Genomic DNA, 25,552 nt, shown 5'->3' with positions numbered 1-25,552 from the left:
CGCTGGCCTCGGCGTGCAAAATGCGCGATGAGGCAACCACCATAAAAGACCACCCGGGAGACGCCCTCATGAATCGCCGCACCCTGCTCGCCAGCGCCATGGCCATGCCCGCTTTGCTGCCCGGCCGCGCTTCGGCACAGAGTTTCCCGACCCGCCCCATCACCATCCAGATCAGCTTCCCGGCCGGGGGCGCCACCGATGTGCAGATGCGCTCCTTCGCCGAGGCAGCGTCGCGCGCCTTCGGCCAGCAGGTGATCATTGACAACCGCCCGGGCGGCGGCGGCACCCTGCCGGCGGCCAATATGCGCAACGCCCGGCCGGATGGATACACGCTGGCGCAATTCGCCCTGCCCGCCATCCGCCTGCCCTTCATGCAGCGCATGGCCTTTAACCCGCGCACCGATTTCACGCCCATCATCCACGTCACCGGCTATCTCTTCATGGTGTGCGTGCGCACCGAGAGCCCCTACCAGACATGGGCCGATCTGGTGGCCGATGCGCGCCGCCGCCCGGGCGAGGTGAAGATCGGCAACACGGGCGCCAATGGCACGCCGCACCTCACCCTCATCGAACTCGCCGAGCGCGAGCGGATCGAGGTGCTGCACGTCCCCTTCCGCGGTGAGGGCGATGCGGTGCCGGCCATCATCGGCGGGCATATCGATGCCTCGGGCACCGGCTCGGGCGTGTTGCAGCTCATCCAGGACGGACGGCTGCGCGCGCTGAATGTCTGGCCGCGCGAACGCTCGCCCAAGCTGCCCAACGTGCCCACGCTGCTGGAACTGGGCTACCAGGACATGGTGGTGACCTCGCCTTATGGCGTCGTCGGCCCGCTGGGCATGGACCCGGAGATCGTCCGCCGCCTGCATGACGGCTTCCGGGTTGCCCTGCATGATCCCGCACATGTCGCCACGCTGGCGCGGCTCGACATGCCGCTGGAGTATCTCAGCAGCGCCGATTATGGCCGCTTCATCCAGACCACGGCGGATTACGAGGAAGCCCGCGTGAAGCGCCTCGGCCTCGGGCTGTGATCTTCGCGCCGGGCCTGTTCGCGGGGCAGCGCGTCCTGATCACCGGGGGCGGCACCGGCCTCGGCCGCATGATGGCCGAGCATCTGCTCTCCCTCGGCGCTGCCGTCGAAATCTGGGGCCGCCGCGCCTCCGTGCTGGAAGACACGGTGGCCGAGATGAACGCCGAATACCCGGGCCGCGCCCGCTGCCAGGCGGTGGATATCAAGGACGCCGCGGCCGTGGATGCCGCTATCCAGGCGAGCTTTGATGCGGGCCACGGCCCCTCGCGCCTCATCAACAACGCCGCCGGCAATTTCATCAGCCGCACCGAGGATCTTTCCGCGCGCGGCTTCCGTGCCGTCTCCGACATCGTCTTCAACGGCACCTTCCATGTGACCCAGGCGCTGGGCAAGCGCTGGATCGCGGCCGGCATGCCTGGCGCCGTGGTCTCGATCACCGTCACCTGGATCTGGACCGGCGCGCCCTTCGTCGTGCCCTCGGCCATGAGCAAGGCGGGCGTGGATGCGATGACGAAGTCGCTCGCCCTCGAATGGGGGCGTTATGGCATCCGGCTGAACGGCATCGCCCCCGGCCTGATCCCGACCGAGGGGATGCTGGCGCGCATCCGCCCGGGCGCGGAGGACCCGGTGGGCAAGGCCGCCGCGAAGAACCCGATGCGCAAGGGCGGCACGCCCGAGGATATTGGCAATCTCGCCGCCTTCCTGCTCTCGGATGGTGCGGGCTGGATCAGCGGGCAGACGGTGGCACTGGATGGCGGCAACTGGCTGGCAAATGGCGCGGGCAACTACAATGACTACACCGCCTGGGGCGACGCCGAATGGGCGGAAGCGCGGGCGCGCATCAAGGCGCGGAATGAGGAAGACAAGGCGCTGCGCTGAGCGTTCACAGATACCGCTCCTTCAAGACGCGGCGCAGCAGCTTGCCCGCTTCGCTACGGGGCAATTCGTCGAGGAATTCCACGGCGCGCGGCACTTTCGGGCCAGCCAGTTCCGCACGGCACAGCGCGATCAATTCCTCGGCAAGCGCTGCATCCCCCTCGCCGCGCGGCACCACCAGGGCGCGCGGCCGTTCGCCGAACTCGGCATCCTTCACCCCGATCACGGCCACCTCGTTCACGCGCGGATGCGTCAGCAGCACCGCCTCGATCTCCGCCGGATAGACATTCACGCCGCCTGATAAAATCAAGTCGGCACGGCGATCGGAGAGGAACAGGAATCCCTCCTCATCCAGCCAGCCCAGATCGTGCAGCGTGGCCCAGCCGTGCTCATTGTAAGCCTGCGCCGTCTTCTCGGGATCATTGTGGTAGGCGAATTTTGGCCCACCCTCGAACCAGATGCGGCCCGTCTCGCCAGCGGGCAAAGCGGCCCCCGCCTCGTCCAGGATATGCACGCGCCCATAGGCCGGCCGCCCCACGCTGGCCGGCTTCTTCAGCCAGGTCTCGCTGTCGATGAAGACCGTGCCGATGCCCTCGCTGCCCGCGTAATACTCGCGCAGGATCGGCCCCCACCAGGCGATCATCGCGCGCTTCACCGGCACCGGGCAGGGCGCGGCCGCATGGATCGCCGTGCGGTGCGAGGAAAGGTCGTATTTCCCGCGCACATCCTCGGGCAGCGCCAGCATCCGCACGAACATCGTCGGCACCCATTGGCTGTGGGTGATGCGATGCGCCTCGATCATCGTGAGGCAGCGCTCGGCGTCGAATTTCCGCAGGATCACCGCCGTGCCGCCGTGATCCATGCTCCGCTGCACATAGCGGTTGGGGGCCGCGTGATAGAGCGGTGCCGGCGAGAGATACACGCTGTTCTCATCGAAGCCGTAGAAGCCCTTCCAGGTCATGTCGAATTCCGGCTTCAGCCGGTCCGCGAAGGGAATCAGGGGGCGGCGGATGCCCTTGGGCAGGCCCGTGGTGCCCGAGGAATAGAGGAACTCCCGCCCCATCGGCCGCTCGCCTGCGGGCCAGTTGGAGGGCTGCCCTTCCATCAGGGCGCTGAGAGGCGCGAAGCCCGGCACCTCGCCACCGGCGGCGAAGCGATGCGGCACGGCTGACAAATCCAGCGCCGCCACCAGCCCGCTCAGCCCCGCTGAAGCCACCAGCAGCCGCGCGCCGGAATCACGCATGACATGCGCCACCTCATTCGGCCGCAGATGGATGGAAAGCGGCGTCACCATCAGCCCGGCGCGCTTGGCGCCATAGGTCAGCATCAGGAATTCCGGGCTGTTTTCCAGCAGCAGGGCAATCCCCTCGCCCGGCTGGAGGCCGAGCGCGATCAGCCCATGGGCCACCTGGTTGGCGGCCGCATCCAACTGGCCGAAGCGCAGCTTCTCGCCCGTATCAGGAAAGATCGCGCAGAGCTTCTCGGGCCAGCGCGCGGCATTCTGGGCCAGCAGCGGCATCGGCGTTTCCCCATCCTTTGTTGCCGCAAACTTCCGCGCCCCGGCGGCTTGCGTCAATGCGCCCCGCATGGTGCGCTGCCCGCCACAAATCCCAGGAGGAATCACATGAACGTCAAAGGTGCCGTCGCGATCGTGACGGGTGGGGCCTCGGGCCTCGGGCTGGCCAGCGCCAAGCGCCTTGCGGCCGCGGGTGCCAAGGTGATGATCGTGGACCTCGCCACCTCGCCAGGGGCTGCCGTCGCCGCCGAATTGGGCGGTGGCTTCGCCGTCGCCGATGTCGCCGATGAAGCCAGCATGATGGCCGCCGTGGCCAGCGCCGAAGCCATGGGCCCGGTGCGCGTGCTGGTGCATTGCGCGGGGCGTGGCGGCGCGCTGCGCATCCTGGAGAAGGACGGCACGCCCGGCAGCCTTGCGCATTACGCCGAAATCATCCGCGTGAACCTGACCGGCAGCTTCAACGCGCTGCGCCTGGCCGCCGCCGCCATGGCCAAGACCGAGGCCGTGGAGGGCGAGCGCGGGGTCTGCATCCTGACCGCCTCCATCGCCGGCATCGAGGGACAGATCGGCCAGATTCCCTATGCCTCCTCCAAGGCGGGCGTCATCGGCATGACGGTGGTCGCGGCGCGTGATTTGGCCAGCAAGGGCATCCGCGTCTGCACCATCGCACCCGGCATTTTCGACACGCCCATGCTTCAGCGCCTGCCCGATGCCATCAAGGCTTCGCTCGCCGCCGGCGTGCCCAACCCGCATCGCCTCGGCAACCCCGATGAATACGCGAAGCTGGCGATGAGCATCGTCGAGAACGCCTATCTGAATGGCGAGACCATTCGCCTCGATGGCGCGCTGCGCATGGCGCCGCGCTGATACCAAGGGCGGGTGGCGCAGGCCGCCCGCCCTGCCCTTCCTCATGGATCCCGTGTGATGACCAAGCAGCCCGAAGACCTCCGCAGCCACCGCTGGTTTGGTGTGGAAACCATGCGCAGCGCCAATCACCGCTCGCGCCTGATGCAGCTCGGCTTCGGCCAGCCGGAATTTCGCGGCAAGCCCATCATCGGCATCATCAACACCTGGTCGGACCTGATGCATTGCCACGGCCATTTCCGGGAGCGCGCGCAGGATGTGAAGCGCGGCGTCTGGCAGGCGGGCGGCGTGCCCATGGAAATCCCGGCGATGGCCCTGCCCGAGGTGTTCCAGAAACCCTCCACCATGCTCTACCGCAACTTCCTCGCGATGGAGACGGAGGAGATTGCGCGCAGCCTTCCGCTGGACGGCCTGGTGCTCATGGGCGGCTGCGACAAGACCGGCCCCGCGCTGATCATGGGTGCCATCAGCATGGGGATTCCCGCCATCTACATCCCCGCCGGCCCCATGCTGCGCGGCAATTGGCGCGGCAAGAAGCTCGGCTCGGGCAGCGATGTCTGGAAGTATTATTCCGAGTTGCGCGCCGGCAACATCACGCAAGCCGACTGGAACGAGATGGAGGCCGGGCTCAGCCGCTCCGCCGGTACCTGCATGACGGCGGGCACCGCAAGCACCATGGCCATCGCGGCCGAGGCGCTGGGCCTCACGCTGCCCGGGGCCGCCAGCATTCCGGCGGTGGATTCGGCGCATCCGCGGATGGCCGCCGCGGCCGGCTCGCGTATCGTGGGCATGGTCTGGGAGGACCTGAGCATCACGAAACTGCTGGACCAGCGCAGCCTGGACAATGCCGTGGCGGCAACCATGGCCTTTGGCGGTTCCACCAACGCCATCCCGCATCTGATCGCCATCGCGCGACGCGCGGGCATCGCCATGGATCTGGAGCGGTTTGACGCCATCAGCGCGCGCGTGCCGCTGATCGCCAATCTGCGCCCCAATGGCGATACGCACCTCATGGAGGATTTCTTCTACGCCGGCGGCAGCCGCGGCTTTCTGGCCACGCTGGCGCCGCACTTGGCGCTCGATGCCGTCACCGTGAACGGCACGCTGGGCGCGCAGATCGAAGGTGCCGAAGTCTATGACCGCGACGTGATCCGCGATCTGGAAAATCCCTTCTATCCCGAAGGGGGCGTGGCCATCCTGCGCGGCTCCCTCGCCCCCGACGGCGCCGTCATCAAGCACAGTGCCGCCAGCCCCGAGAAGCTGCGCCACACCGGCCCCGCCGTGGTCTTCGAGGATTACAACGACCTCGATGCGCGGCTGGATGATCCGGCGCTCAACGTGACGGCCGACAGCGTTCTGGTTCTGCGCCAGGCTGGCCCCCAGGGCGGCCCGGGCTTTCCCGAATGGGGCATGATGCCCATCCCCAAGAAGCTGCTGGCTGAGGGCGTGCGGGACATGGTCCGCGTCTCCGACGCACGCATGTCCGGCACCAGCTACGGCACCTGCGTGCTGCATGTGGCGCCCGAAGCGGCCATCGGCGGTCCGCTCGCCTTGGTGCGCAACGGTGACCTGATCTCGCTTGACGTTCCCGGGCGCCGCATTGACCTGCTGGTGGATGAGGCCGAACTCGCCACCCGCCGTGCTGCCTGGAGGCCGCGCGTGGCACCGCAGGAACGCGGCTGGACCGCGCTGTACCAGCGCACGGTCGGCCAGGCGGATACCGGCTGCGACCTCGATTTCCTGGAGCGCGGCGCAGCGACCCCGGAGCCGGAGATCCACTGAATGCCCAGCTACCACCCCAAGACCTTCGCGGGCCTCACCTGGCACGGCGCCGTGGCTGGCTTCCGTGCCGGCGGCGATACGCCCCGCGCCTATCTGGAGCGCTGCTTGGGCGTCATCGCGGCGAAGGAGGAGGAGCTGCGCGCCTTCGTCGTCTTCGACCCCGATTTCGCGCGCCAGCACGCCGATGAGAGCAGCGCGCGCTGGAAGGCCGGCACGCCGCTTTCGCCGATTGACGGCATGCCCATCGGCATCAAGGACCTGATCGAGACGAAGGACTTCCCGACGCAGATGGGCTGCGCCGCCTATGCCGGCAATTTCCCTCGCCGCGATTCTGCGATGATCCAGGCCCTCAAGCAGGCCGGCGCGATCATCCTGGGCAAGACCGTCACCACCGAACTCGGCCAGAGCGAGCCCGGCCCCACCAAGAACCCCTGGGATCACAGCCGCACGCCGGGCGGTTCCTCCTCCGGTTCGGCCGCCGCCGTGGCGGCCGGCATGGTGCCGGCCGCCATCGGCACGCAGGTGGGCGGCTCCATCATCCGCCCCGCGGCCTTTTGCGGGAATGTGGCGCTGAAGCCGACGCAAGGCGGCATCCATCGCGGCGAGCGCCAGGGCTCCAGCCAAAGCACCGCGGGCGTCCATGCCAACAGCATCGAGGATATGTGGCAGGTCGCCATCGAGATCGCGAAGCGCGCGGGCGGAGACCCGGGAACGCTCGGCCTGATCGGGCCCGACGAGCCGCCGCATCCCGTCCGCCCCCAGACGCTCGGCCTCTTGCAGACCGAAGCCTGGTCCATGCTGCGCCCGGCCGAGCGTGAGGCCTTCGAGGCGCTGATCGCGCGCATCGAGAGCCTGGACATCCCAGTGCTGCGCGCCGCCGACCATCCCGCCATCGCGGCGCTGGAGCGCATCGCGGCGCAAGGCAAGGCCATCACCGCCGTCATCGTCGGTTTCGAAAACCGCTGGTCCCTGCTGAACCTGGAGGCCAATCACCCCGGCGGCCTCAGCCCGCGCGCCATCGCCCGGCTGCGCGCCTCCGAGGCGCTGACCGTCGAGGATTACCGCGCGGCGCTGGCCACGCGCGAGGAGATGCGCGCCGCCATGGCGCGCCTCGCCCCCGTCGTGGATGCCCTGATCGCCCCCGCCGCGCCGGGCATCGCCCCCCTCTGGGACCCGGATGACACGCAGAACCCCCGCCCGACTGGTGACATCGCCGCCAATGCCGCGACCTCGGCCCTCGGCGTGCCTTGCGTCACGCTGCCGGTGATGGCGGTGGAGGGCATGCCCTTCGGCGCGCAGCTCATCGGCCAGGCGCATGCCGATTCGCGCGTCACGGCGATGGCACGGTGGCTGCATTCGGCCATATAGCGGGCGCGGAACGGGAGCGGGTCCGCCAGGGAGGCGGACGGCCCGCTCAACCATCCAGTGCGCCGCGCGTGGCATTGGCGCGGAAACCCGGCAGCGGCGAGCAACCAGGCAGCGCAGCCCCATCCAGCGTCAGCCGCAACAGCGCCAGGTCCTCCGCCTCATCCACATCATGCCAGGCTTGCAGCACATCGAGGCGCAGCCCCTCGCGCGTGGCACGGGCGCGCGTGGCGTCCAGCAGCGCGGGCGTGCTCCAGGGCATGTCCTCCAGCAGTGCCGGCAAAGGCCGCGCGACGGCGATGGCGCAATAGCCCCCATCCAGCGCGGGAATGAGCGCGGCATCCGCCCCGGAGGAGAGGGCGGCCAGCAGCAGTTCCAGCAGGGCGGGCGGCAGCGTCGGCGCATCGGTGCCGAGCAGCAGCGCGCGCGTGGCCCCCGCCGCGAAGATCCGGCCGATCGCATGGCCCATCCGCGCGCCCAGATCGCCTCCGGATTGCGCCTCCAGCGCCCAGCCAGGGAGCATTGCGGCCATCGCGGCGCCGGCATCCGGGGGCGTGAAGAAGCCGGTCAGCGCCGCGGCCTCACGCGTGGCCAATTGCCGGGCCAGCGCCGCGCTGTCCGCCAGGAAGGCGGCTGCCAGCCGGGCCGCGTGGTCCTGCCCCAGCACCGTGGCCAGGCGCGTCTTGCTGACGCCCGGGATGGGCGGCTTGCACATCACCCCTATCCCCAAGGCGTTGCCGCCCGGCCGATTCAGCCCTCCGGGCTCCGCCCTGCGGTCATCGGACGCGTTGCCGCCCGGCCGATCCAACTCTCCGGGCTTCGCCCGTTGACCATCGGACGGGGTCACGGCAGCGGGTTGCGCTTGTGCCAATCCGTCTCCCGCTGGAAGGAATCGGCGATGCGGAGCAGGCGCGCCTCGCCGAAGGGGCGGGTGGCGATCTGCAGGCCGACGGGCAGCCCGCGGTCATCAAACCCCGCAGGCACGCTGATCGTCGGCAAGCCCAGGTAATTGAAGGGGCGCGTATTGGCGGAGAGCGCCATGAAGCGCGCCCAGTTCTCCGCATCCGCATCAATATCCGTCTCGGCGCGCGTCGGCACGCGCATGCGCAGGGATGGCGTCAGCACGGCGTCGAACCCGGTCAGCGCCTCCTCGCAGAAGCGGCGCAGCAGCGGGCCCCGGCGGGAGAGCGCCTCCAGATAGGCAGTGGCCGGGATCGCATAGCCGCCATAGATCCGCGCCGAGAGATGCGTCGCGTAGTCGCCCGGGCGTTCGCGCATCCATTGCGCATGGATCGTCGCCCCCTCCACGCGCGAAACGAGCGCCGTATAGGTCGTGATGGCGTGCAGCGAGGCCGGGCTGATGATCTCGACCCGCACGCTCAGGCGTTGCAGCGTGGCGATGGCGGCCTCGAAGGCCAGGCCCACCGGCTCCTCGATGCCATCGAAGAACCAGGGCTCCACCACCGCCATGCGCATGCCGCGGATATCACCGGTCAGCGCCGCTTCGTAATCGGGCACGGCCTCACGCGCGCTGGTCGGATCACCCGGGCAGGCGCCGGCGATGACGCCAAGAAAGCGCGCCGCGTCCCGCGCCGTGCGGCACAGCGGGCCCACATTATCGGCCGAGAAGGAGAGCGGCATGACACCCGTGCGCGGCACCCGCGTCTGCGTGGGCTTGAGGCCGGTGACGCCGCACATCGCCGCCGGCAGCCGGATCGAGCCGCCGGTGTCCGAGCCGAGTGCCGCCGTGACAAACCGCGCCGCCACCGCCGCCCCGGAGCCCGAGGACGACCCCCCCGTGCAATGCGCGGCGTTCCAGGGGTTCATCACATCGCCGAAATGGGCGTTGTGGCCGGTCGGGTTCTGGGCGAATTCGGCCATGTTCAGCGTGCCGCAATCCAGCGCCCCCGCCGCATCCAGCCGTTGCAGCACCGTCGCTGTCACGGGCGGCACGAAATCGCGGCGGATCTTGCTGCCACAGGTGCTGACGCGGTCCTTCCGGTAATACATGTCCTTGTGGAGCATCGGCACGCCGGCCAGCCTGCCCAGCGGCTTGCCGGCGGCGCGCGCCTTGTCCGCCGCATGGGCGGCCAGCAGCGCATCCTCACGGTCCAGCCGGATCAGGCTGTTCACCTGCGGCTCGTGCTGGCCCAGGCGATGCAGCATGGCATCCACCAGCGCCCTGGCCGTGACCTCGCCCCGCGCGAAGGCATCGGCGGCTTCGGTCATTGTGAGTTCGGAGAGCGCGTCAGGACTCATGGCATGCACAACCTCAGATAACGCGGGATATGCGCCCGCCCGCCGACCATGCCCATCAGGTTGCGCAGGGCACGGCCCCAGCGCAGCACGAAGGGCCCGAAATTTTCGCGATGGCGCATTTGCAGCGCGACCAGCCTTTTGGACAAATCCGGATCGGGCAGCATCCAGGCCGGCCCAGGCAGGGCGCCAAGAAAGCCCAATCGGCGCGCAAGAACGATGATGCCCAGACCGCGCACCCGATAGGCCCGCCGGGCCGCGCGAAAGATCAGCCGGCGCAGTTGCTGCAACGGGTGGCGGGGCCCGAGATCGGCCAGGGCCTGCAACAGACGCTCCCACAACCCGGCCTCGGTCAGGCGGCGGAAATGCCGGGCGATCGTGGCGCCGGGGCCGTATTCGGCCGGTATGGCGCGCCAGGGCGCATCGGTGGAGAGCAGGTGGAACATGCCGTCCATGCGGTGCCGCGGATCGCTCAGCGGGCGGCCCTGCGGGGCGGCGCGCGCCAGGAAGGGCTGCAGGGCGGCCCATTGGCGGTCAGAGAGGCGGGTGAAGGGGATGCGCTGGATCATCCCAGGAATTTATTCCAGATAGACGAAAAATGCAAGGAAAACAGTCACGCCTCGGCATCCTTGCAGGCTTGCAGCGCGGCCTCGAAGCCCGCGGGCTCCTCCTCGAAGCCCAGATCGCCGCGCAGCAGCTCCAGATCGGCGATCAGCGCCTCGAAATCCGCCAGGCCATGGCGGGCGGCCGGGTTGGGCACCGCCACACCCTGCCAGCGGCGGATCGCGTCCATGGTGGGCAGCACAAGCTTGGGTTCGGCCATGATCCTCGTCCTTTGCCAGATGCGCCGGCGGGCCCTCACCCCCGCCGCCCTGGGCGACGATGGGTGGGGGCGGCGCAGCGCGGGGCGATACTGGCCCGCTTGCCAGCCCCGGCGCAAGGCGACACGCTGCCGCAAAAGCCAGAGGAAGCCGCCCATGAAAATCGTTGAAATCAAGGCCTATCCCACCAGCTTCGCGCTGCCGCCCGGCGGGCCGCGCCTGGGCATCGGCCAGGCGGTGAAGCGCGACGCCGTGATGGTGAAGATCACGACCGAGGATGGCATCATCGGCTGGGGCGAATCGCATCACGGCCGCGCTCATACCGCCGTGGCAAGGCTGATCGAGACCACGCTGAAATCCCTGATCATGGGCATGGATGCGAGCGACGTGGTCGGCATCTGGGCGAAGATCTACCAGTATCAGCTGGCCTCCCACGGGATGGGCGCCGGCACCGCGCTGGCGATGAGCGGCATTGACATGGCGCTGTGGGATATCCGCGGGAAAGCCTGCGGCTGGCCGCTCTACAAGCTGCTGGGCGGGCGCTCCAGGCCCATCGCCGCCTATGCGGGCGGTGTCGCCCTCGGCTACCAGCCGCCGGCCGAATTGATTGACGAGGCGGCGCCGCATATCGCCGCCGGCTACCGCGCACTGAAGCTGCGCGTGGGCGACAACCCCCGCGCCGATATCGAGCGCATGCAGGCCGTGCGCAACGCCTTCGGCGACGAGATCGAGATCCTGACGGACGCCAACATCGGCTACAATATCAATGATGTGCGGCGCGTCATGCCCGCGATGGATGAACTGGGCATCGGCTGGCTGGAGGAGCCTTTCCCGGCACATGACCATGCCAGCTACAAACAGGCCGCCACCTATGGCCGCACGCCGCTGGCCGCCGGCGAGAACCACTTCACCCGCTACGAATTCTCCCGCGTGCTGGAGGATGGGGTGATCCGCATCTGGCAGGGGGACCTGTCCAAAGCGGGCGGGGTGACGGAATGCCTGCGGATCGCCGCCATGGGCTCCGCCTTCAAGATCCCGTTCCACCCGCATTCCTCGATGACGGGAATCAACCAGGCGGCCTCCATCCATCTGCTGTGTGCGATTGATAACCCGGGGTATTTCGAGGCGGATATCAGCCGGGCGAACAAGTTCCGGGACGAGCTGTGCAGCACGCCCTGGGCGATTGCGCCGGATGGGACGGTGCGGCCGAATGAGGCGCCGGGGATTGGGGTGGAGGTGAATGAGGAGTTTCTGGTGAAGCATCCGGCGATTGAGGGGCCGGGGTATGTTTGAGGGGTAAAGCGAGGGGCTCTGCCCCTCGACCCCGGCAGGAAACTCAGTTTCCTGCACCTTCGTTGGCCTTAAGATGATGTGAGATGCAACGATACAAATGAAACAAGCGACTGACCCAGTTCTAAATTTATATCAAGGACTCATGGAGGAAGTAAAAGTTAGAATTTCTTCTATCGATAAGGCCACACTTGGCTTATTGTTTACTTTACCACCGCAAACTGTACGAGAATTCGGTTTCTTACAACTGAGACTTTGCTGTGAGCGTATAGCTCTTTCTTGCCTCGTTGTTCATGGCGACATTTCAGCTTCTACAAAATTACGCGGCGATTATCAAGCTGATAAAATAATAAGTGAGTTAGAGAAAATCAATCCGGCATCCTTCCCGGCGGCGATAACGGCCACCAAGAGAGATGGAATATGGCGCATCGAACCCAAAGATGGATACATGAAGAAAGCTGAATTTATCGAACTATATCGAGAGTGTGGAAGTTATTTACATAAGGGCAGCCTCAAGAATCTTATAAAAATGCAGCATCCGAAACAAATATCTTATCCAGAAATTACCAAAAGAGCTCAATCAATCATGGATTTATTGAATATTCATATGATATATGAGCCGAAGAGTGGTAAAGCAATCATTTGCCAATTTAGCCCGGCTAACCAGAGCGCGTGTGTTGTAGTTCGTGCCGATAGAGGGTCGTGTTAGGCGTGTTCTGGCTCACTGGGTCTAGCAAGGAGGGATGAATGCGGATGATGTTCGCGCTCGCGGTTTGCGCCACATCAGCAGCGGCGCAAACCCCAAGCCGCTTGGAGGAGGCGAGGGCTTTCCGGCAGGAGCAGGAAGCGCATCGGCTTCGGGGCGAGGCCGCCCAATCTGCCCAAAGCCTTCGGGATCAGGCATTTCGGGACTTAGAGGCATGTCTGGCCAGGATGGCCAACGCGGGCGTCCGAACCGTCCCGACCATGCCCGACCTGTGCGCGCTCTTGTTTCAGGATGCCCTGCGCCGCGCTGATGAGCGGGCCGGACACCGGCCCTAACCATCCCCGGCCACCATCCCAATAGTTTACTGGTTCAGTCGGAAAATGCTCCAGCAAGAGGCACGGCGTCTTTACAGTGACGAGAAGTCTTCGATCGATTTAGGGGTGAAGGGGGCCGTGCCCCCTTCCGGGGTCCAGGGGCAGCGCCCCTGGGTCACTCACCCCCAGCCAGCCCCGCCAATTCCCCCACCGTCACCGGCTTCGTCGGAAACCGCGTCCGCAGCGGCTCCAGCGCCCCCGGGTCCACCCCCCGCGCTTCCGCCATCAGCGCATGCACCGCCGGCCCACACACCCGCCCTTGGCACGCCCCCATCCCCGCGCGCAGAAACGCCTTCACCTGGTTCGGCCCTTGCACGCCCAGCGCCACCGCCGCGCGCACGCGCCCGGCGGTGATTTCCTCGCAGCGGCAGACCACCGTGGCATCCGCCACCCGCGCCATCGGCAGGGGCGGGAAGATCGCGTCCAGCAGCCCGCGCGGCGCCAGTTCCGCCGCGCGCCGGTGCAGCAGCGGCCCGGCCATCGCGTCGCGCTGATCGGCGGTCAGGAATCCCAGCCAGCGCGCCGCCTCGAGTGCTGCGATCCGGCCGGAGAGCGCCGCCGCCCGCGCGCCGCCGATGCCGCCGCCATCGCCCGCCACCAGCAGCCCCTCCAGGCTGGTATTGCCCCAGGCGTCCAGAACGGGGCGGAAGCTGGCCTGGGCCTGGTCCCAGATATGCGCGCAGCCCGGCAGCGCGCGGGTGACCTGGGTGTTGGGCACCACGCCATCATGCAGCAGCAGCCAATCGGCCGGGAATGTGCGCCCATCCACCGCGATGGCGGAAAGCCGCCCTTCGCCCAGGGCCGCCACCTCCCGCGCGCGGATCACCGGAATGCCGGCGCGGCGGATGCGCCACATCCAGCCCAGCCCCTGCGCCAGATAGCCCGGCGCGCGTAGCGCCATGGGCAGGTGCCAGGCCGCCCGCCAGTTCATGCCGGGCGGCGAAAGATCGAGAATGCCGGCGGGCCGCACGCCCTTATCCAGCAATTGCGCCGCATAGAGCCAGAGCAAGGGCCCCTGCCCCGCCAACCAGACCCGCCCCTCGGGCAGCAGGCCCGCGGTCTTCAGCAGGATCTGCGCAGCCCCCACGCCCATCACGCCAGGCAGCGTCCAGCCTGGGATGGGCAAGGCGCGCTCGGTGGCGCCGGGGCAGAGCAGCAACACGCTGGCCTGGACCTGATGCGCGCGCCCCCCTTCGGACCAGGAGACCACGCCATCCTCCTGCACGGCCCAGAGCGTCGCGCCGAAGCGGCATTCGGCACCACTGGCGGCCGCCGCCTGGATCAGCCGCAGCCCTTCGCGCGCCTGGTCTGCCCCGGGTGCTCCGGCCTCGGGCCGGTAGAAGCCGCCCACGGCGCGGTGCACCTGGCCGCCTGGCGCAGGGTTTTCATCGAGCAGCAGAACCTCGATCCCCTGGGCGCGCGCCTCGCTCGCCGCCGCCAGCCCGGCCGGGCCGGCGCCCAGGATGAGGAGCGGCGCCTGCCTCAATTCCCGGCCGCCCTGGCGCCGATCTGCATGCGCGCCTCCAGCCCCGGCGTCACGGGCACAAGGCAGGCCTGGAGATTGGCGACACCCCCCACCTCCACCAGGCAATCGAAGCAGGCGCCCATCATGCAAAACGGCCCGCGCGGGCTGCCACTGACGGCGGTATCGCGGAAATGGGTGACGCCCGCGGCAAGGAGGGCGGCCGCCAGGGATTCGCCCTGCCGGGCCGGGATGGTCGCGCCGTTCCAGGTGATCTCGCAGTCGGAGGGTCCGGAGCGGCGGAACATCGCGCTACCAGCGCCGCGCGGGGCCGCAATCCAGGTGGACGAAGCCATCGCGCCGATAAAGGCCGACGCCACCCGTCTGCATATCGGCCGCGATCCGCGCAATGCCGAGCGAGTTGCGCCCCGGCAGCCGCGAATCGCACGCCATGCCGGACATGTGCAGCGAAGCGCGGCTGACGCGGCGGGATTGGCGGGCGCGGGCGGCATTGGTCTCCGGCGCGCGATAGCCGCTGATGACTTCCCAGGCATCGGTGGAATCCAGCGCGCGCTGCACGGTGACCAGCACATCGAACAGGCGCGGGTCCATGGGGGTCGCTTCATCCATGCCCGGGTCCCGCAGCACGAGATCAAGGCGCTGCAGCGCATCCCGGTCATACCGGCCATCGCGCCAATAGACGCCCTGGAAGCTCTCGCCGGTCTGGGCGCGGCGGATGGCGATGGAGCGCGCGCCGGAATTGCCCAACCGCTGGGCGATGGCCGATTCCGGCATGGCGGCGAAGCCGAGGCCGAGTGCCGCACCAAACAGCCCGCGCCGGCTGAGGCTTGCGCCGGTCAGGCTGGCCTCATTCGGGCAATCGAGGTCCCCGCTGGCATCGCAGGCCGGGCAGGAATGCTGGAACATGCGCATGGCTCAGCCCTGCGCCGCTGCCATGGGGATGCCCTGGGGCCGCACGCGGCCTTCCATGGCGCGCGCATAGGCCTCGTCCAGGCCATAGATATCCTGCCTCACGCGCAACTCGCTGCCCTCCACGGTGACGGTGGCGTAGAACAGACGGACGGGGACCTGGCGCCGCAAGGGAATGGCCGAGGTGTTGCGCGTGGCCAGCACGCGGTCCACGCGGTCCCGCTCCCAGCCGGGCATGCCGTCCAGCATGACCATCAGGAAATCCATGGGCCGTTCGAGGCGGATGCAGCCCGAGGATTGCGCGCGATCGGCCCGGCGGAAATAGTGCCGATCGGGCGTGTCATGCATGTAGATGTCATCGGCATTGGGCATGATGAACTTGATGCGGCCCAGCGCATTCGCATCCCCCGCATCCTGGCGGATCACATAGGGGAAGCGGTCGGGGTTGATGGCGCGCCAATCCACCGTGGTGGGGTCGATTTCCACCACCTGGCCATCCACCCGGCCGAAGATGCGGAAGCCGCGCTGCTGCAGGGCCGTCGGGTCGCGGCGCAGGCGAGGCAGCAGATCCTCCTTCGCGTTGCGCTGCGGCACCCCCCAGGAGGGGTTGAACTGCACCGAGGTGAGGCGCGTGGTGATCATCGGCGTGGCACGCGTCGGCCGGCCGACGACGACGGCCATCTCGATGATGGTGCGGCCCTCCTCGATCATGCGCAGGCGGTAATCGGGGATGTTCACATCCACCCGCCGTTCGCCGGAGATGACGGGCTGGGCGCGGCGCATATCCATGGCGACGCGCAGCTGGTTCACATTCGCCTGGGGCGAGCGGTTCAGCGCCGCCTGGGTGGAGAGGCCGATGCGGCCATCCGCCTCGGTGCCCACGGCGGTCTGGAAGCGGCGCACGGCGGCCTGGAGATTCTCGTCATAGCTGGCGCCGGTGCCGGGATTGGCGGCCAGGACGGGGTCGGTCAGCACCAGCCGGGCGCGCAGGGCGCGCACGCGGGCTTCGTCGAAGCTGCCGGGTTCCAGCGTGCGGCCACCGACCGGGAAGCCGGGCCAGGCGCCGGTGGCGCGGACGCGGGCCGCGGCCAGGGCGGGCTTGAGGATGTCCATGTCGGGCGGGGCCATCGCGGCAAGCTCGATCACTTCGGCGGGCTCGGCCGATTCGGCGATGCGCTGGAACCAGGCGTTCAGCGTGGCGGCCGAGTTCTCCCGCCGCAGATCCACGCGGCCGGGCATGCTGGCGACGCGGCCCTGCACCAGATCCGTCAGTGCCGCGGCGGAGGCGCGCGCGATGGTCGCCGGATCCTCCTGGTTGCCGGGGTTCAGGTCATACCAGCGCGGGTCGAGCCCATCTTCCTCCAGCCGCATCAGGCGGGCGGAAAGCCGGCGCATCGCCTCGGGCGAGGCGACCATGGTGCGGGCATTGGCGGGGACGCCCTGAGCGCGCGCGGTGCCGGTGGAGACGGCGAGCGCCGACAACCCGGCCAGAAAATCTCTACGGTCCATGCGCGCTCTTTACACGGAACGATGCGTCACCGCAAAGCGGATCAATGGGCGAAGCGCCGGGCGGAGAAGGCTTCCATGCCCGGCTCCAGCGCGCCGCGCGCCACCATGGGCGCGAAAAGCCGCGCATGGGCCGCGGCCAGCGTCACACCCGAATGGCAATTGGCAGTGAAGGCGCCGGGGCAGGACGCGCTCTCGTCATAGATGGGCAGGCCATCCGGGGCCATGACGCGCAGGGCGGACCAGGCGCGCACGATGTTCAGCCGCGCGATCCAGGGAAAGGACCAGGCGGCGCGCTGGGCGATGGCGGCCATCACATCCTGCGTCTGGTGCAGGTCAAACCCCACCTCCTCCTGGCTGTCGCCGAGCAGGAGCGTGCCGTCATCGGTCTGCCGAATCGAGGTGGTGGGCATGGGCAGGGCTTCACGCGTGCGCTCGGTCACCAGGATCTGGCCGCGCTGTGGACGTACCGGCGCGTGCAGGCCAAAGACCGGCGCCAGCGCGGCATTGCCCAGCCCGGCCGCCAGCACGATGCGGGGTGCGGTGAAATCGCCGGCCGGGGTGCTGACGCGGAAATCATGCGGTGCGGCGTGGGCGGTGGTGACACCCGCCTCCGGCACATAGCGCCCCCCCGCCGCCGTGAAGGCGCGATGCAGGGCATGCAGCAGGTTCAGCGGATTGGCGTGGCCGTCATACGGCGTCCAGGAGGCACCGACGACGCGCTCACCCAGGCCGGGCAGCATGTCCCGCACCTCCTTGCCGCCCAGCATGCGGTATTCATAGGCGTAGTTGCCGGCCTCGGCCTTCATGCGCGCCATGCGGTTGGCGCGATCCTCGAATTCCTGGTCACTGAGGCAGAGATGCACGCCGCCTGGCTGGCGCAGGCCGCAATCCATCCCGGTGCGCGTCGAAAGCTCCTCCGCGAGGCCGCCCCAGGCTTCGGCCGAGGCCCGCGTCCAGCGTTGGTAATGCGGCGCGCCGAGGCCCTTGGATTGCACCCAGACCAGGCCGAAATTGCCGCGGCTGGCACGGAAGGCGAGGTCCCCCTCATCGAGCAGGACCGTGCTCAACCCCTCGCGCTGCAAACCCCAGGCAATGGCCGAGCCGACGAGGCCGCCACCCACCACGATCGCATCCGATGCCATCCCGCCCGCCTTTCGCAGCCCCCGCGATGGAGCACGCAGGGCACGCGCGCGGCAAGTCCCGATTGCGCTGCCCCGCGCGTCCAGAGCGCGCGCGCGAAGGCCACGAGAGCGCGCCGATGGCCTGACGATGTGAGGGGGGGTGTCCGAGGGGAGGGCCTGATCTGGCCCGGCGCTGGCTTGCCGCGCGCGGCCAATCGTTCGGCGCAAGAAAACCCAGCGGCCGCGTGGCCGGGTTCCCTGGATCAACCGGCCGCCATGCGCCCGGACCGGGCGCGCAGCAGGCCTATCCGCGTCAGGCGATCAACCAGCCGACCAGGATAATGAAGCCGACGAGAACGGCCAGGGCGCGCAAGACAGCCCAGATTTCGCCCTTCACCGGCCCTTCTTCTTCCTTCGAACTCCGCAGCACGTTGATCGGAGGTCGCTGAGGTATGATTGCCCCAGGCGGAGCGTCCTGTTCCGTCACCATCACCCATTCCCCTTTCCCCGGGAAAGGCCCGTCGGCAGCTCAACCGGCTCCCGTTTCGGACCTGACCCAGCCCACGAGGCATACAGTTAGACCAAGGGAAGAGCAGGAAGAAGCGACCAATGGATGAATGACATTTTTGGAATGACTACCCAAGGTTGCATTTCCTAACCCTGGTTTCGGTTTTTGGACAGCTCTACTCCATAACAAACGAAACGATTTCCGTGCCTTCCTCGACGCTTTCGCCCTCCGCGCAGCCCAGATGCCCGATCACGCCATCGCGCGGCGCCAGAATTTTTATTTCCGTCTTCATGGCTTCCAGCACCGCCAGCAATTGCCCTTTGGCCACGGCTTCACCCACCGCGACCAGCAGCCGCACGACCCGGCCCGGGATCGGCGCCGAAAGCCGGCTTTCGGCGGCCGCGTCCTCACCTGGCGGCGCATAGGGATCGAGCGCGCGGAAATGCCACAGCGCGCCCCGGGCCGAGAGGGTGAAGGCCAGGCCCTCGCCGCTCAGCATCACGGGCTCGGCCGGGCCGTCATCGAGGGTGAACAGGGCAAGGCCGCCCTGGCGCGTCCAACGCGCGCGCCTGGCCGGGCCACCTTCCACGCGCATCTCCAGCACGCCGGCGCCACCCGCGATCACCACGCGGCGCGGTGCCACGCCGTCACTCCAGAGCTGCACCGTCTCGGCCGCACCTTGCAGCCGCCAGCCATGCCGTGCGGCCCATGGGGAGGGCGCCTGCCCCGCTGCCATCGCACCCGCCATTGCCGCAAGCAGCATCGCCTCCGGCGCCGCTTCGGTCGGGGCCAGCAATTCGGCCGCGTGGCGGGCGATGAAGCCGGTATCCAGCTCACCCGCGAGCAGGGCCGGATGCCGCGCAAGCCGCCCGAGGAACACCGCGTTATTCCCGATGCCCTGGACGTCGAGCTGCCCCAGCGCCGCCGCGAGCCGCCGAAACGCCGCCGGCCGATCCGCGCCCCAGGCGATCAGCTTGGCGAGCATGGGATCATAAAATCCCGTGACGTCATCGCCGCCCGTGAAGCCGGTGTCGAAGCGCAGCCCCTCCCCCATCAGGCAGGGCTGCAATTGCTGGAGCCGGCCGGTGGCCGGGCGAAAATCCTGTGCGGGGTCCTCGGCGTAAAGCCGCACTTCGACGGCATGGCCCTGGGCGGGTGGCGGCCAGGATGCGGGCAGCGCCTCACCCCGGGCCACGCGCAGCTGCCACTCCACCAGATCAAGTCCGGTGACCATTTCCGTCACCGGATGCTCCACCTGCAGGCGGGTGTTCATCTCCAGGAAGAAGGCATCCCCGCCCTCCACCACGAATTCCACCGTGCCGGCATTGGTGTAGCCCACGGCGCGCGCCGCATTCTCGGCCGCTTCGTGCAGGCTGGCGCGCAGGGCATCCGGGAGATCGGGTGCGGGCGCTTCCTCCAGCACCTTCTGGTGGCGCCGCTGCACCGAGCAATCGCGCGTGTGGATGTGGGTGACGCGGCCGTGCCTGTCGCCAAACACCTGCACCTCCACATGGCGCGGGCGTTGCAGGTATTTCTCGATCAGCACGCGTCCATCGCCAAAGGCGGCCAGCGCCTCGCGCCGCGCGCCGGCCAGTTCGGCGGCGAAATCGGCAGGCGCGTGAACGGGCCGCATGCCCTTGCCGCCACCGCCCGCACTGGCCTTGATGAGCACGGGGAAGCCGATGCGCTGCGCCTCGGCCGCCAGGGTCGCTTCATCCTGCGCCTCACCGTGATAGCCTGGCACGGTGGGCACGCCGGCCGCCACCATCAGCCGCTTGCTTTCCGCCTTGCTGCCCATGGCACGAATGGCCGAGGCGGGCGGGCCGATGAAGACGATGCCCGCCGCGGCGCAGGCATCCGCGAAATCCGCATTCTCCGAGAGGAAGCCATAGCCCGGATGGATCGCCTCGGCACCGCTGCGGCGCGCGACCTCCAGGATCACATCGCCGCGCAGATAGGATTGCGCGGCAGGCGATGGGCCGATGCCATGCGCCTCATCCGCTTCGCGCACATGCAGCGCCTTTGCATCAGCCTCGCTGAAGACGGCGACCGTCCGGATGCCCATGCGCCGCGCCGTGCGCATGATCCGCACGGCGATCTCCCCGCGATTGGCGATGAGGATTTTCTGGAACATCGCCATCACATCCGGAACAGGCCAAAGCGCGTGGGCAGAATGGGCGCGTGGAGTGCCGCATTGAAGGCCAGGCCCAGCACATCCCGCGTCATGGCCGGCGGGATGATGCCGTCATCCCAGAGGCGGGCCGTCGCGTAATAGGGGTCCCCTTCCCGCTCGTATTTTTCGCGGATGGGGGATTTGAAAGCCTCCTCCTCCTCCGCGCTCCAGGCCTTGCCGGCGGCTTCCAGATTGTCGCGCCGCAGGGTGGCCAGCACGCTGGCCGCCTGCTCGCCGCCCATGACCGAGATGCGCGCATTGGGCCACGCAAACAGAAAACGGGGGGAATAGGCACGGCCGCACATGCCGTAATTGCCCGCGCCGAAACTGCCGCCGATGATGACGGTGATCTTCGGCACGCTGGCGGTGGCGACGGCGGTGACGAGCTTCGCGCCATCCTTGGCGATGCCGCCCGTCTCGTATTTGCGGCCCACCATGAAGCCCGAGATGTTCTGCAGGAACAGCAACGGGATGTTGCGCTGGCAGCACAGCTCGATGAAATGCGCCCCCTTCTGCGCGCTCTCGCTGAAGAGGATGCCGTTATTCGCGATGACGCCGATGGGCATGCCCCAGATGCGCGCAAACCCCGTCACCAGCGTGGTGCCGTAGCGCGGCTTGAACTCATCGAGCACGGACCCATCCACGATGCGGGCGATCACCTCCCGCACATCATAGGGTTGCCGGACATCGGTGGGGATGATGCCGTTCAGTTCCTCCGGCGCGTAAAGCGGTGGGGTTGGTGCGTGCGGCGGCGCGGGCGGGGCCTTGGCATTCAGGTTGCCCACGATGCGCCGCATGATTCCCAGCGCATGCATGTCATCCGCCGCCAGGTGATCCGCCACGCCCGAGAGCCGTGTATGGACATCGCCGCCGCCCAGATCCTCAGCCGTCACCACCTCGCCCGTCGCGGCCTTCACCAAAGGCGGGCCGCCGAGGAAGATGGTGCCCTGGTTGCGGACGATCACCGCCTCATCGCACATGGCCGGCACATAGGCGCCGCCTGCCGTGCAGCTGCCCATGACCGCGGCGATCTGCGGAATGCCGGCTGCCGACATATTCGCCTGGTTGAAGAAGATGCGGCCGAAATGCTCGCGGTCGGGGAAGATCTCGTCCTGGTTGGGCAGGTTGGCGCCGCCGGAATCCACGAGATAGAGGCAGGGGAGATTGTTCTGCGCCGCGATCTCCTGCGCGCGGAGATGCTTCTTCACCGTCAGCGGATAATAGCTGCCGCCCTTCACCGTCGCGTCATTGGCGACGATGACGCAGACGCGGCCCTGCACGGTGCCGATGCCGGTGATGAGGCCCGCCCCCGGCACCTCATCGCCATACATGCCATGGGCCGCCAGCGACGAGAGTTCGAGAAAGGGCGCGCCGGGGTCGAGCAGGCGTTCGACGCGCTGACGCGGCAGGAGTTTTCCGCGCGCGGTGTGCTTGGCCCGGGCGGATTCCGTACCGCCGAGTGCCGCCTGCGCGGTGCGGGCGGCGAGCTGATCCAGCAGCGCCTGCATGGCGGCGGCGTTGGCGCGGAATTCTTCGCCGCGGGGGTTGATGGTGGTTATCATCTTGAGGGGCTCCGCCCCTCAAACTCCCCGGCAGGAAACTCAGTTTCCTGCACCTTCGAACATATAGGGGTGCAGGGCACCTGTGCCCTGCTGGGGGGTCCGGGGGGCAAAGCCCCCTGGGTCTCAAGCCGTCTCACGAAACAGCTCCCGCCCGATCAGCAACCGCCGGATCTCACTCGTCCCCGCGCCGATCTCATAGAGCTTCGCATCCCGCAGCAGCCGCCCCGTCGGGTAGTCGTTGATATACCCGTTGCCGCCCAGGATCTGGATCGCATCCAGCGCCGCCTTGGTCGCTTCCTCGGCGGCGAACAGGATCGCGCCGGCCGCATCCTTGCGCGTGGTCTTGCCCGCATCGCAGGCGCGCGCGACGGCATAAACGTAGGCCCGCGCCGCGTTGAAGCGCGTGTACATGTCCGCGACCTTGCCCTGGATGAACTGGAACTCGCCGATCGCCTGGCCGAACTGCTTGCGCTCATGGATATAGGGAACGACCACATCCAGGCAGGCCTGCATGATGCCCAAGGGGCCGGCCGCCAGCACGGCGCGCTCGTAGTCGAGGCCCGACATCAGCACCCGCACGCCGCCATTCACCTGGCCCAGCACGTTTTCCGCCGGCACCTCGCAATCCTCAAAGACGAGCTCGCTGGTGGGAGAGCCGCGCATGCCGAGCTTGTCGAGCTTCTGTGCGGGCGTGAAACCCTTCATCCCGCGCTCGACGATGAAGGCGGTGATGCCCTTGGGCCCGGCCTCCGGGTCGGTCTTGGCATAGACGATCAGCGTCTCGGCGTAATGCGCGTTGGTGATCCACATCTTCGTGCCGTTCAGCACATAGCGGTCGCCCCGCTTTTCGGCGCGCAGCTTCATGCTGACCACGTCCGAACCCGCACCTGGCTCGCTCATGGCCAGTGCGCCCAGATGCTCGCCGCTGATCAGCTTCGGCAGATACTTCGCCTTCTGCTCGGCATTGCCGTTGCGGGCGAGCTGGTTCACGCAAAGATTGGAATGCGCGCCGTAGCTCAGCCCCACACTGGCGGAAGCACGGCTGACTTCCTCGACCGCCACGACATGCGCGAGGTAGCCCATCCCCGCCCCGCCATACTCCTCATCCACCGTGATGCCATGCAGGCCCAGCGCCCCCATTTCGGGCCAGAGGTAGCGCGGAAACTCGTCCGTCTTGTCAATCTCGGCGGCGATGGGCGCCACCCGGTCGGCAGCGAAGCCGCGCACGCTGTCCCGCAGCGCGTCAATCTCCTCGCCCAGGCCGAAATCCAGCGACTGCATCATGGTGTTGGGCAGCATTGTGCTCTCTCTAAAGCCAGCGCTTGCGGCGCTTGTAAGACTTGATGTCGCGGAAGGATTTGCGCTCGGCGCCATGGCCGCCGAGGTAGAATTCCTTCACATCCTCATTGTCCATCAGGGAGGCGGCGGGGCCATCCAGCACCACCTTCCCCTGCTCCATCACATAGCCGAAGCTGGCGACCGAAAGCGCCATGCGCGCATTCTGCTCGACCAGCAGGATGGTCACACCCAGCTCCTGGTTGATGCGGCGGATGATGCCGAACACTTCCTTCACCAGCAGCGGCGAGAGCCCCATGGAGGGCTCATCCATCAGGATCAGCTTGGGGCGGGCCATCAGCGCGCGGCCGATCGCCAGCATCTGCTGCTCACCGCCCGAAAGATAGCCGGCCAGGCCCGTGCGTTCCTTCAGCCGCGGGAAGTATTCGAAGACGCGCTCGATATCCTGCTTCACCTCATGATCCGAACGGGTGAAGGCGCCCAGGCGCAGGTTTTCGATGGCCGTCATGTCCGAGATGATCCGCCGGCCTTCCATCACCTGGAAGATCCCGCGCCGGACGATCATGTGCGGATCAATCCCGTCAATCCGCTCACCCGCGAAGCGGATATCGCCGCGCGTGACTTTGCCCTCTTCGGTCTTCAGCAGGCCGGAGATGGCCTTGAGCGTGGTGGATTTCCCCGCCCCATTGGCGCCCAGAAGGGCGATGATCTCGCCCTTCGGCACATCCAGCGAAAGGCCGCGCAGCACCAGGATGACGTCGTTATAGACGACCTCGATATTGTTCACCTGCAGCAGCAACTCACGCGCCGCGGCAGGCTGGGGCTGCGCAGAAGCGCTCACCAGCCCAGCCAATCCGGCCGGCGGTCCAGCGTGATGGTCGTGACGCGATCCAGCCGCATGGTGCCGGCGCGCATCAGGTCATCCACGCTGCCCTGCGTCGTGTCGCCTGTTACCACCGCGCGATAGAGTGCGACCGCCAGCGTGCCGCGATGATCCTGGTTGGTGAAGTTGGAGGGCGCGCAAACGCCGTCAAACCCCGCCGGCACCCAGTTCTGCCGGGCATAGAAGCCATCGCGAATGCGCTCACCGGTGATCTGGCCGCCATTGGCGCCGGCGGTCTCCATCGCTTCCGTCATCAGCATGGCGGCGCAAACGCCGGCCAGGTAATGCACCGGCCGATAGGCGGTGCCGGCCTGGTCGCTCATGCGGGAAATGGCGCGCAGATTGGCCATGCCCGGCACATCCGCACCCCAGACGGCCGAGGTGCGCACCGGGAACACCACGCCATTGGCGGCGGCTCCAGCGGCCTTCATCGCATTCTCATCCATCCCCCAGACATTGCCGAGGAACTGCACCTGCACCCCCACCGTCTGGCAGGCGCGCAGCACCGAGATGTTGGAGCCAGCCGTATTGCCCAGATAGGCGTAATTCGCCTGCTGGTTGCGCAAGGTCAGGCATTGCGCGGTGTAGTCGCCGGGGGTGAGGGCGAATTGGATGGCGGGCAGAACCTCGAAGCCGAGCTCCGCCGCCAGCGCCTCACCCGCCGCCTTCGGCGAGTTCGGATAGGGGTGGTTCGCGCCCATATGGACGTAGCGCGGGCGGCCGGTCTGACCGCGTGCCGTCCAATCCTGCCGCGCCCAGATCAGCATGGCGCGCAGCGCATCGCTGTAGGATGGGCCGTAGAAGAAGTTGAAGGGAGCGGCCTTGTCGGCGCGCGGCGCGCGGCCCGTCGGGTCCGTCAGCGCCGCCGAATAGGAGCCCGAGATATAGGGTACGCGGTCCCGCGTGTTGAAGGTGATCAGCGCCTCGGTATCCACCGTGCCCCAGCCCTGGATCGCGACCGGACGCTCCCGCCCCATCCAGCTTTGGTACTGCGCGATGGCGCGCGGCGCCTGGTAGCCGTAATCCTGCGTCATCACATTCATCGGGCGCCCGGCGACGCGGCGATTGGCATTCACCCAGGCCAGCGCATCCTGCACGCCACGGCCATAGGGCACGCCCACATCCGATGTCGGCCCCGAATAATCCGCGATATGCCCGACCGGGATCGGCGCCTGCGCGAAAGCCGGGCTGGCCAGGGCCAGAAGGGCCGCGAGGGATTTCTTGAACATGT

The 25,552-nt window shown here is 68.0% G+C and carries 23 protein-coding genes; 7 read left to right on the top strand and 16 right to left on the bottom strand.

Features of this window, described 5'->3' with window-relative positions; translation table 11 throughout:
• Nucleotides 1-68: 68 nt before the first annotated feature.
• Both LHU95_RS11285 and LHU95_RS11280 read left to right on the top strand, forming a co-directional pair.
• A complete protein-coding gene (locus LHU95_RS11285; RefSeq protein WP_248711457.1) occupies nucleotides 69-1,028 on the top strand; it encodes a tripartite tricarboxylate transporter substrate binding protein in 960 nt (319 codons plus the stop codon).
• Entirely contained in the window at nucleotides 1,025-1,906 is an 882-nt protein-coding gene (locus LHU95_RS11280) for an SDR family oxidoreductase (protein ID WP_248711456.1), read from the top strand. The genes LHU95_RS11285 and LHU95_RS11280 overlap by 4 nt, the downstream gene beginning before the upstream one ends.
• A gap of 4 nt (nucleotides 1,907-1,910) precedes the next feature.
• On the opposite strand, the gene LHU95_RS11275 is transcribed toward LHU95_RS11280, so the two are convergent.
• On the bottom strand, nucleotides 1,911-3,422 hold the full coding sequence (locus tag LHU95_RS11275; RefSeq protein WP_248711455.1) for an AMP-binding protein: 1,512 nt from the start codon (nucleotides 3,420-3,422) through the stop codon (nucleotides 1,911-1,913).
• A gap of 105 nt (nucleotides 3,423-3,527) precedes the next feature.
• Here LHU95_RS11275 and LHU95_RS11270 point away from each other — a divergent pair, with 105 nt between their 5' ends.
• The 3 genes from LHU95_RS11270 to LHU95_RS11260 are packed head-to-tail and all read left to right on the top strand — an operon-like array spanning nucleotide 3,528 to nucleotide 7,433.
• Complete coding sequence (locus LHU95_RS11270; protein ID WP_248711454.1) at nucleotides 3,528-4,286, top strand: SDR family NAD(P)-dependent oxidoreductase; 759 nt, start codon at nucleotides 3,528-3,530, stop codon at nucleotides 4,284-4,286.
• Between the two features lie 57 nt (nucleotides 4,287-4,343).
• Nucleotides 4,344-6,065, top strand: coding sequence for an L-arabinonate dehydratase (gene araD / locus LHU95_RS11265; RefSeq protein WP_248711453.1), 1,722 nt, complete (start codon nucleotides 4,344-4,346; stop codon nucleotides 6,063-6,065).
• On the top strand, nucleotides 6,066-7,433 hold the full coding sequence (locus LHU95_RS11260; RefSeq protein ID WP_248711452.1) for an amidase: 1,368 nt from the start codon (nucleotides 6,066-6,068) through the stop codon (nucleotides 7,431-7,433).
• A 46-nt stretch (nucleotides 7,434-7,479) separates the two neighbouring features.
• Here the strand turns inward: LHU95_RS11260 and LHU95_RS11255 are convergent, their stop codons facing one another.
• From LHU95_RS11255 to LHU95_RS11240, 4 genes are all read right to left on the bottom strand, one after another.
• Nucleotides 7,480-8,145 carry a TIGR04282 family arsenosugar biosynthesis glycosyltransferase gene (locus tag LHU95_RS11255; protein ID WP_248711451.1) on the bottom strand — a complete coding sequence of 222 codons (666 nt, stop codon included), beginning with the start codon at nucleotides 8,143-8,145 and terminating at the stop codon, nucleotides 7,480-7,482.
• 128 nt (nucleotides 8,146-8,273) lie between these two features.
• Entirely contained in the window at nucleotides 8,274-9,689 is a 1,416-nt protein-coding gene (locus LHU95_RS11250; protein WP_248711450.1) for an amidase, read from the bottom strand.
• A complete protein-coding gene (locus LHU95_RS11245; RefSeq protein WP_248711449.1) occupies nucleotides 9,686-10,255 on the bottom strand; it encodes a transposase in 570 nt (189 codons plus the stop codon). The genes LHU95_RS11250 and LHU95_RS11245 overlap by 4 nt, the downstream gene beginning before the upstream one ends.
• A gap of 44 nt (nucleotides 10,256-10,299) precedes the next feature.
• A complete protein-coding gene (locus LHU95_RS11240; RefSeq protein ID WP_248711448.1) occupies nucleotides 10,300-10,509 on the bottom strand; it encodes a hypothetical protein in 210 nt (69 codons plus the stop codon).
• Nucleotides 10,510-10,663: 154 nt separating this feature from the next.
• Between LHU95_RS11240 and LHU95_RS11235 the strand changes: the two genes are divergently transcribed.
• Both LHU95_RS11235 and LHU95_RS11230 read left to right on the top strand, forming a co-directional pair.
• Nucleotides 10,664-11,800, top strand: coding sequence for a mandelate racemase/muconate lactonizing enzyme family protein (locus tag LHU95_RS11235; protein WP_248711447.1), 1,137 nt, complete (start codon nucleotides 10,664-10,666; stop codon nucleotides 11,798-11,800).
• Nucleotides 11,801-11,897: 97 nt separating this feature from the next.
• The gene (locus tag LHU95_RS11230; RefSeq protein WP_248711446.1) at nucleotides 11,898-12,506 is read left to right on the top strand and encodes a hypothetical protein; all 609 of its coding nucleotides are present in this window, start codon (nucleotides 11,898-11,900) and stop codon (nucleotides 12,504-12,506) included.
• Between the two features lie 486 nt (nucleotides 12,507-12,992).
• Here the strand turns inward: LHU95_RS11230 and LHU95_RS11225 are convergent, their stop codons facing one another.
• The 11 genes from LHU95_RS11225 to LHU95_RS11175 form a co-directional block, all read right to left on the bottom strand.
• On the bottom strand, nucleotides 12,993-14,363 hold the full coding sequence (locus tag LHU95_RS11225) for an NAD(P)/FAD-dependent oxidoreductase (protein WP_248711445.1): 1,371 nt from the start codon (nucleotides 14,361-14,363) through the stop codon (nucleotides 12,993-12,995).
• Complete coding sequence (locus LHU95_RS11220) at nucleotides 14,360-14,647, bottom strand: (2Fe-2S)-binding protein (RefSeq protein ID WP_248711444.1); 288 nt, start codon at nucleotides 14,645-14,647, stop codon at nucleotides 14,360-14,362. The genes LHU95_RS11225 and LHU95_RS11220 overlap by 4 nt, the downstream gene beginning before the upstream one ends.
• 4 nt (nucleotides 14,648-14,651) lie before the next feature.
• Nucleotides 14,652-15,266, bottom strand: a complete 615-nt coding sequence (locus LHU95_RS11215) for a DUF882 domain-containing protein (RefSeq protein WP_248711443.1) — start codon at nucleotides 15,264-15,266, stop codon at nucleotides 14,652-14,654.
• 9 nt (nucleotides 15,267-15,275) lie between these two features.
• Nucleotides 15,276-16,778 (bottom strand): L,D-transpeptidase family protein, encoded by a 1,503-nt coding sequence (locus LHU95_RS11210; RefSeq protein WP_248711442.1) that lies wholly within the window; start codon nucleotides 16,776-16,778, stop codon nucleotides 15,276-15,278.
• A gap of 41 nt (nucleotides 16,779-16,819) precedes the next feature.
• A complete protein-coding gene (locus LHU95_RS11205; RefSeq protein ID WP_248711441.1) occupies nucleotides 16,820-17,920 on the bottom strand; it encodes an FAD-dependent oxidoreductase in 1,101 nt (366 codons plus the stop codon).
• A 292-nt stretch (nucleotides 17,921-18,212) separates the two neighbouring features.
• The gene (locus LHU95_RS11200; protein WP_248711440.1) at nucleotides 18,213-18,389 is read right to left on the bottom strand and encodes a hypothetical protein; all 177 of its coding nucleotides are present in this window, start codon (nucleotides 18,387-18,389) and stop codon (nucleotides 18,213-18,215) included.
• Between the two features lie 193 nt (nucleotides 18,390-18,582).
• Nucleotides 18,583-20,541: a biotin carboxylase N-terminal domain-containing protein gene (locus LHU95_RS11195; RefSeq protein ID WP_283094304.1), complete on the bottom strand. Its 1,959-nt coding sequence runs from the start codon at nucleotides 20,539-20,541 to the stop codon at nucleotides 18,583-18,585.
• Nucleotides 20,542-20,546: 5 nt separating this feature from the next.
• Complete coding sequence (locus LHU95_RS11190; protein WP_248711438.1) at nucleotides 20,547-22,142, bottom strand: carboxyl transferase domain-containing protein; 1,596 nt, start codon at nucleotides 22,140-22,142, stop codon at nucleotides 20,547-20,549.
• 123 nt (nucleotides 22,143-22,265) lie between these two features.
• On the bottom strand, nucleotides 22,266-23,441 hold the full coding sequence (locus LHU95_RS11185; RefSeq protein WP_248711437.1) for an isovaleryl-CoA dehydrogenase: 1,176 nt from the start codon (nucleotides 23,439-23,441) through the stop codon (nucleotides 22,266-22,268).
• Between the two features lie 10 nt (nucleotides 23,442-23,451).
• Nucleotides 23,452-24,279, bottom strand: a complete 828-nt coding sequence (locus tag LHU95_RS11180) for an ABC transporter ATP-binding protein (protein ID WP_248711436.1) — start codon at nucleotides 24,277-24,279, stop codon at nucleotides 23,452-23,454.
• Nucleotides 24,276-25,550, bottom strand: coding sequence for an ABC transporter substrate-binding protein (locus LHU95_RS11175; protein WP_248711435.1), 1,275 nt, complete (start codon nucleotides 25,548-25,550; stop codon nucleotides 24,276-24,278). The genes LHU95_RS11180 and LHU95_RS11175 overlap by 4 nt, the downstream gene beginning before the upstream one ends.
• Nucleotides 25,551-25,552 lie beyond the last annotated feature (2 nt).

This window comes from Sediminicoccus sp. KRV36 (assembly GCF_023243115.1).
Taxonomy (GTDB): domain Bacteria; phylum Pseudomonadota; class Alphaproteobacteria; order Acetobacterales; family Acetobacteraceae; genus Roseococcus.
The sequence above is the reverse complement of the archived record's forward strand: the minus strand, read 5'-3'. Positions and strand labels throughout refer to the sequence as shown.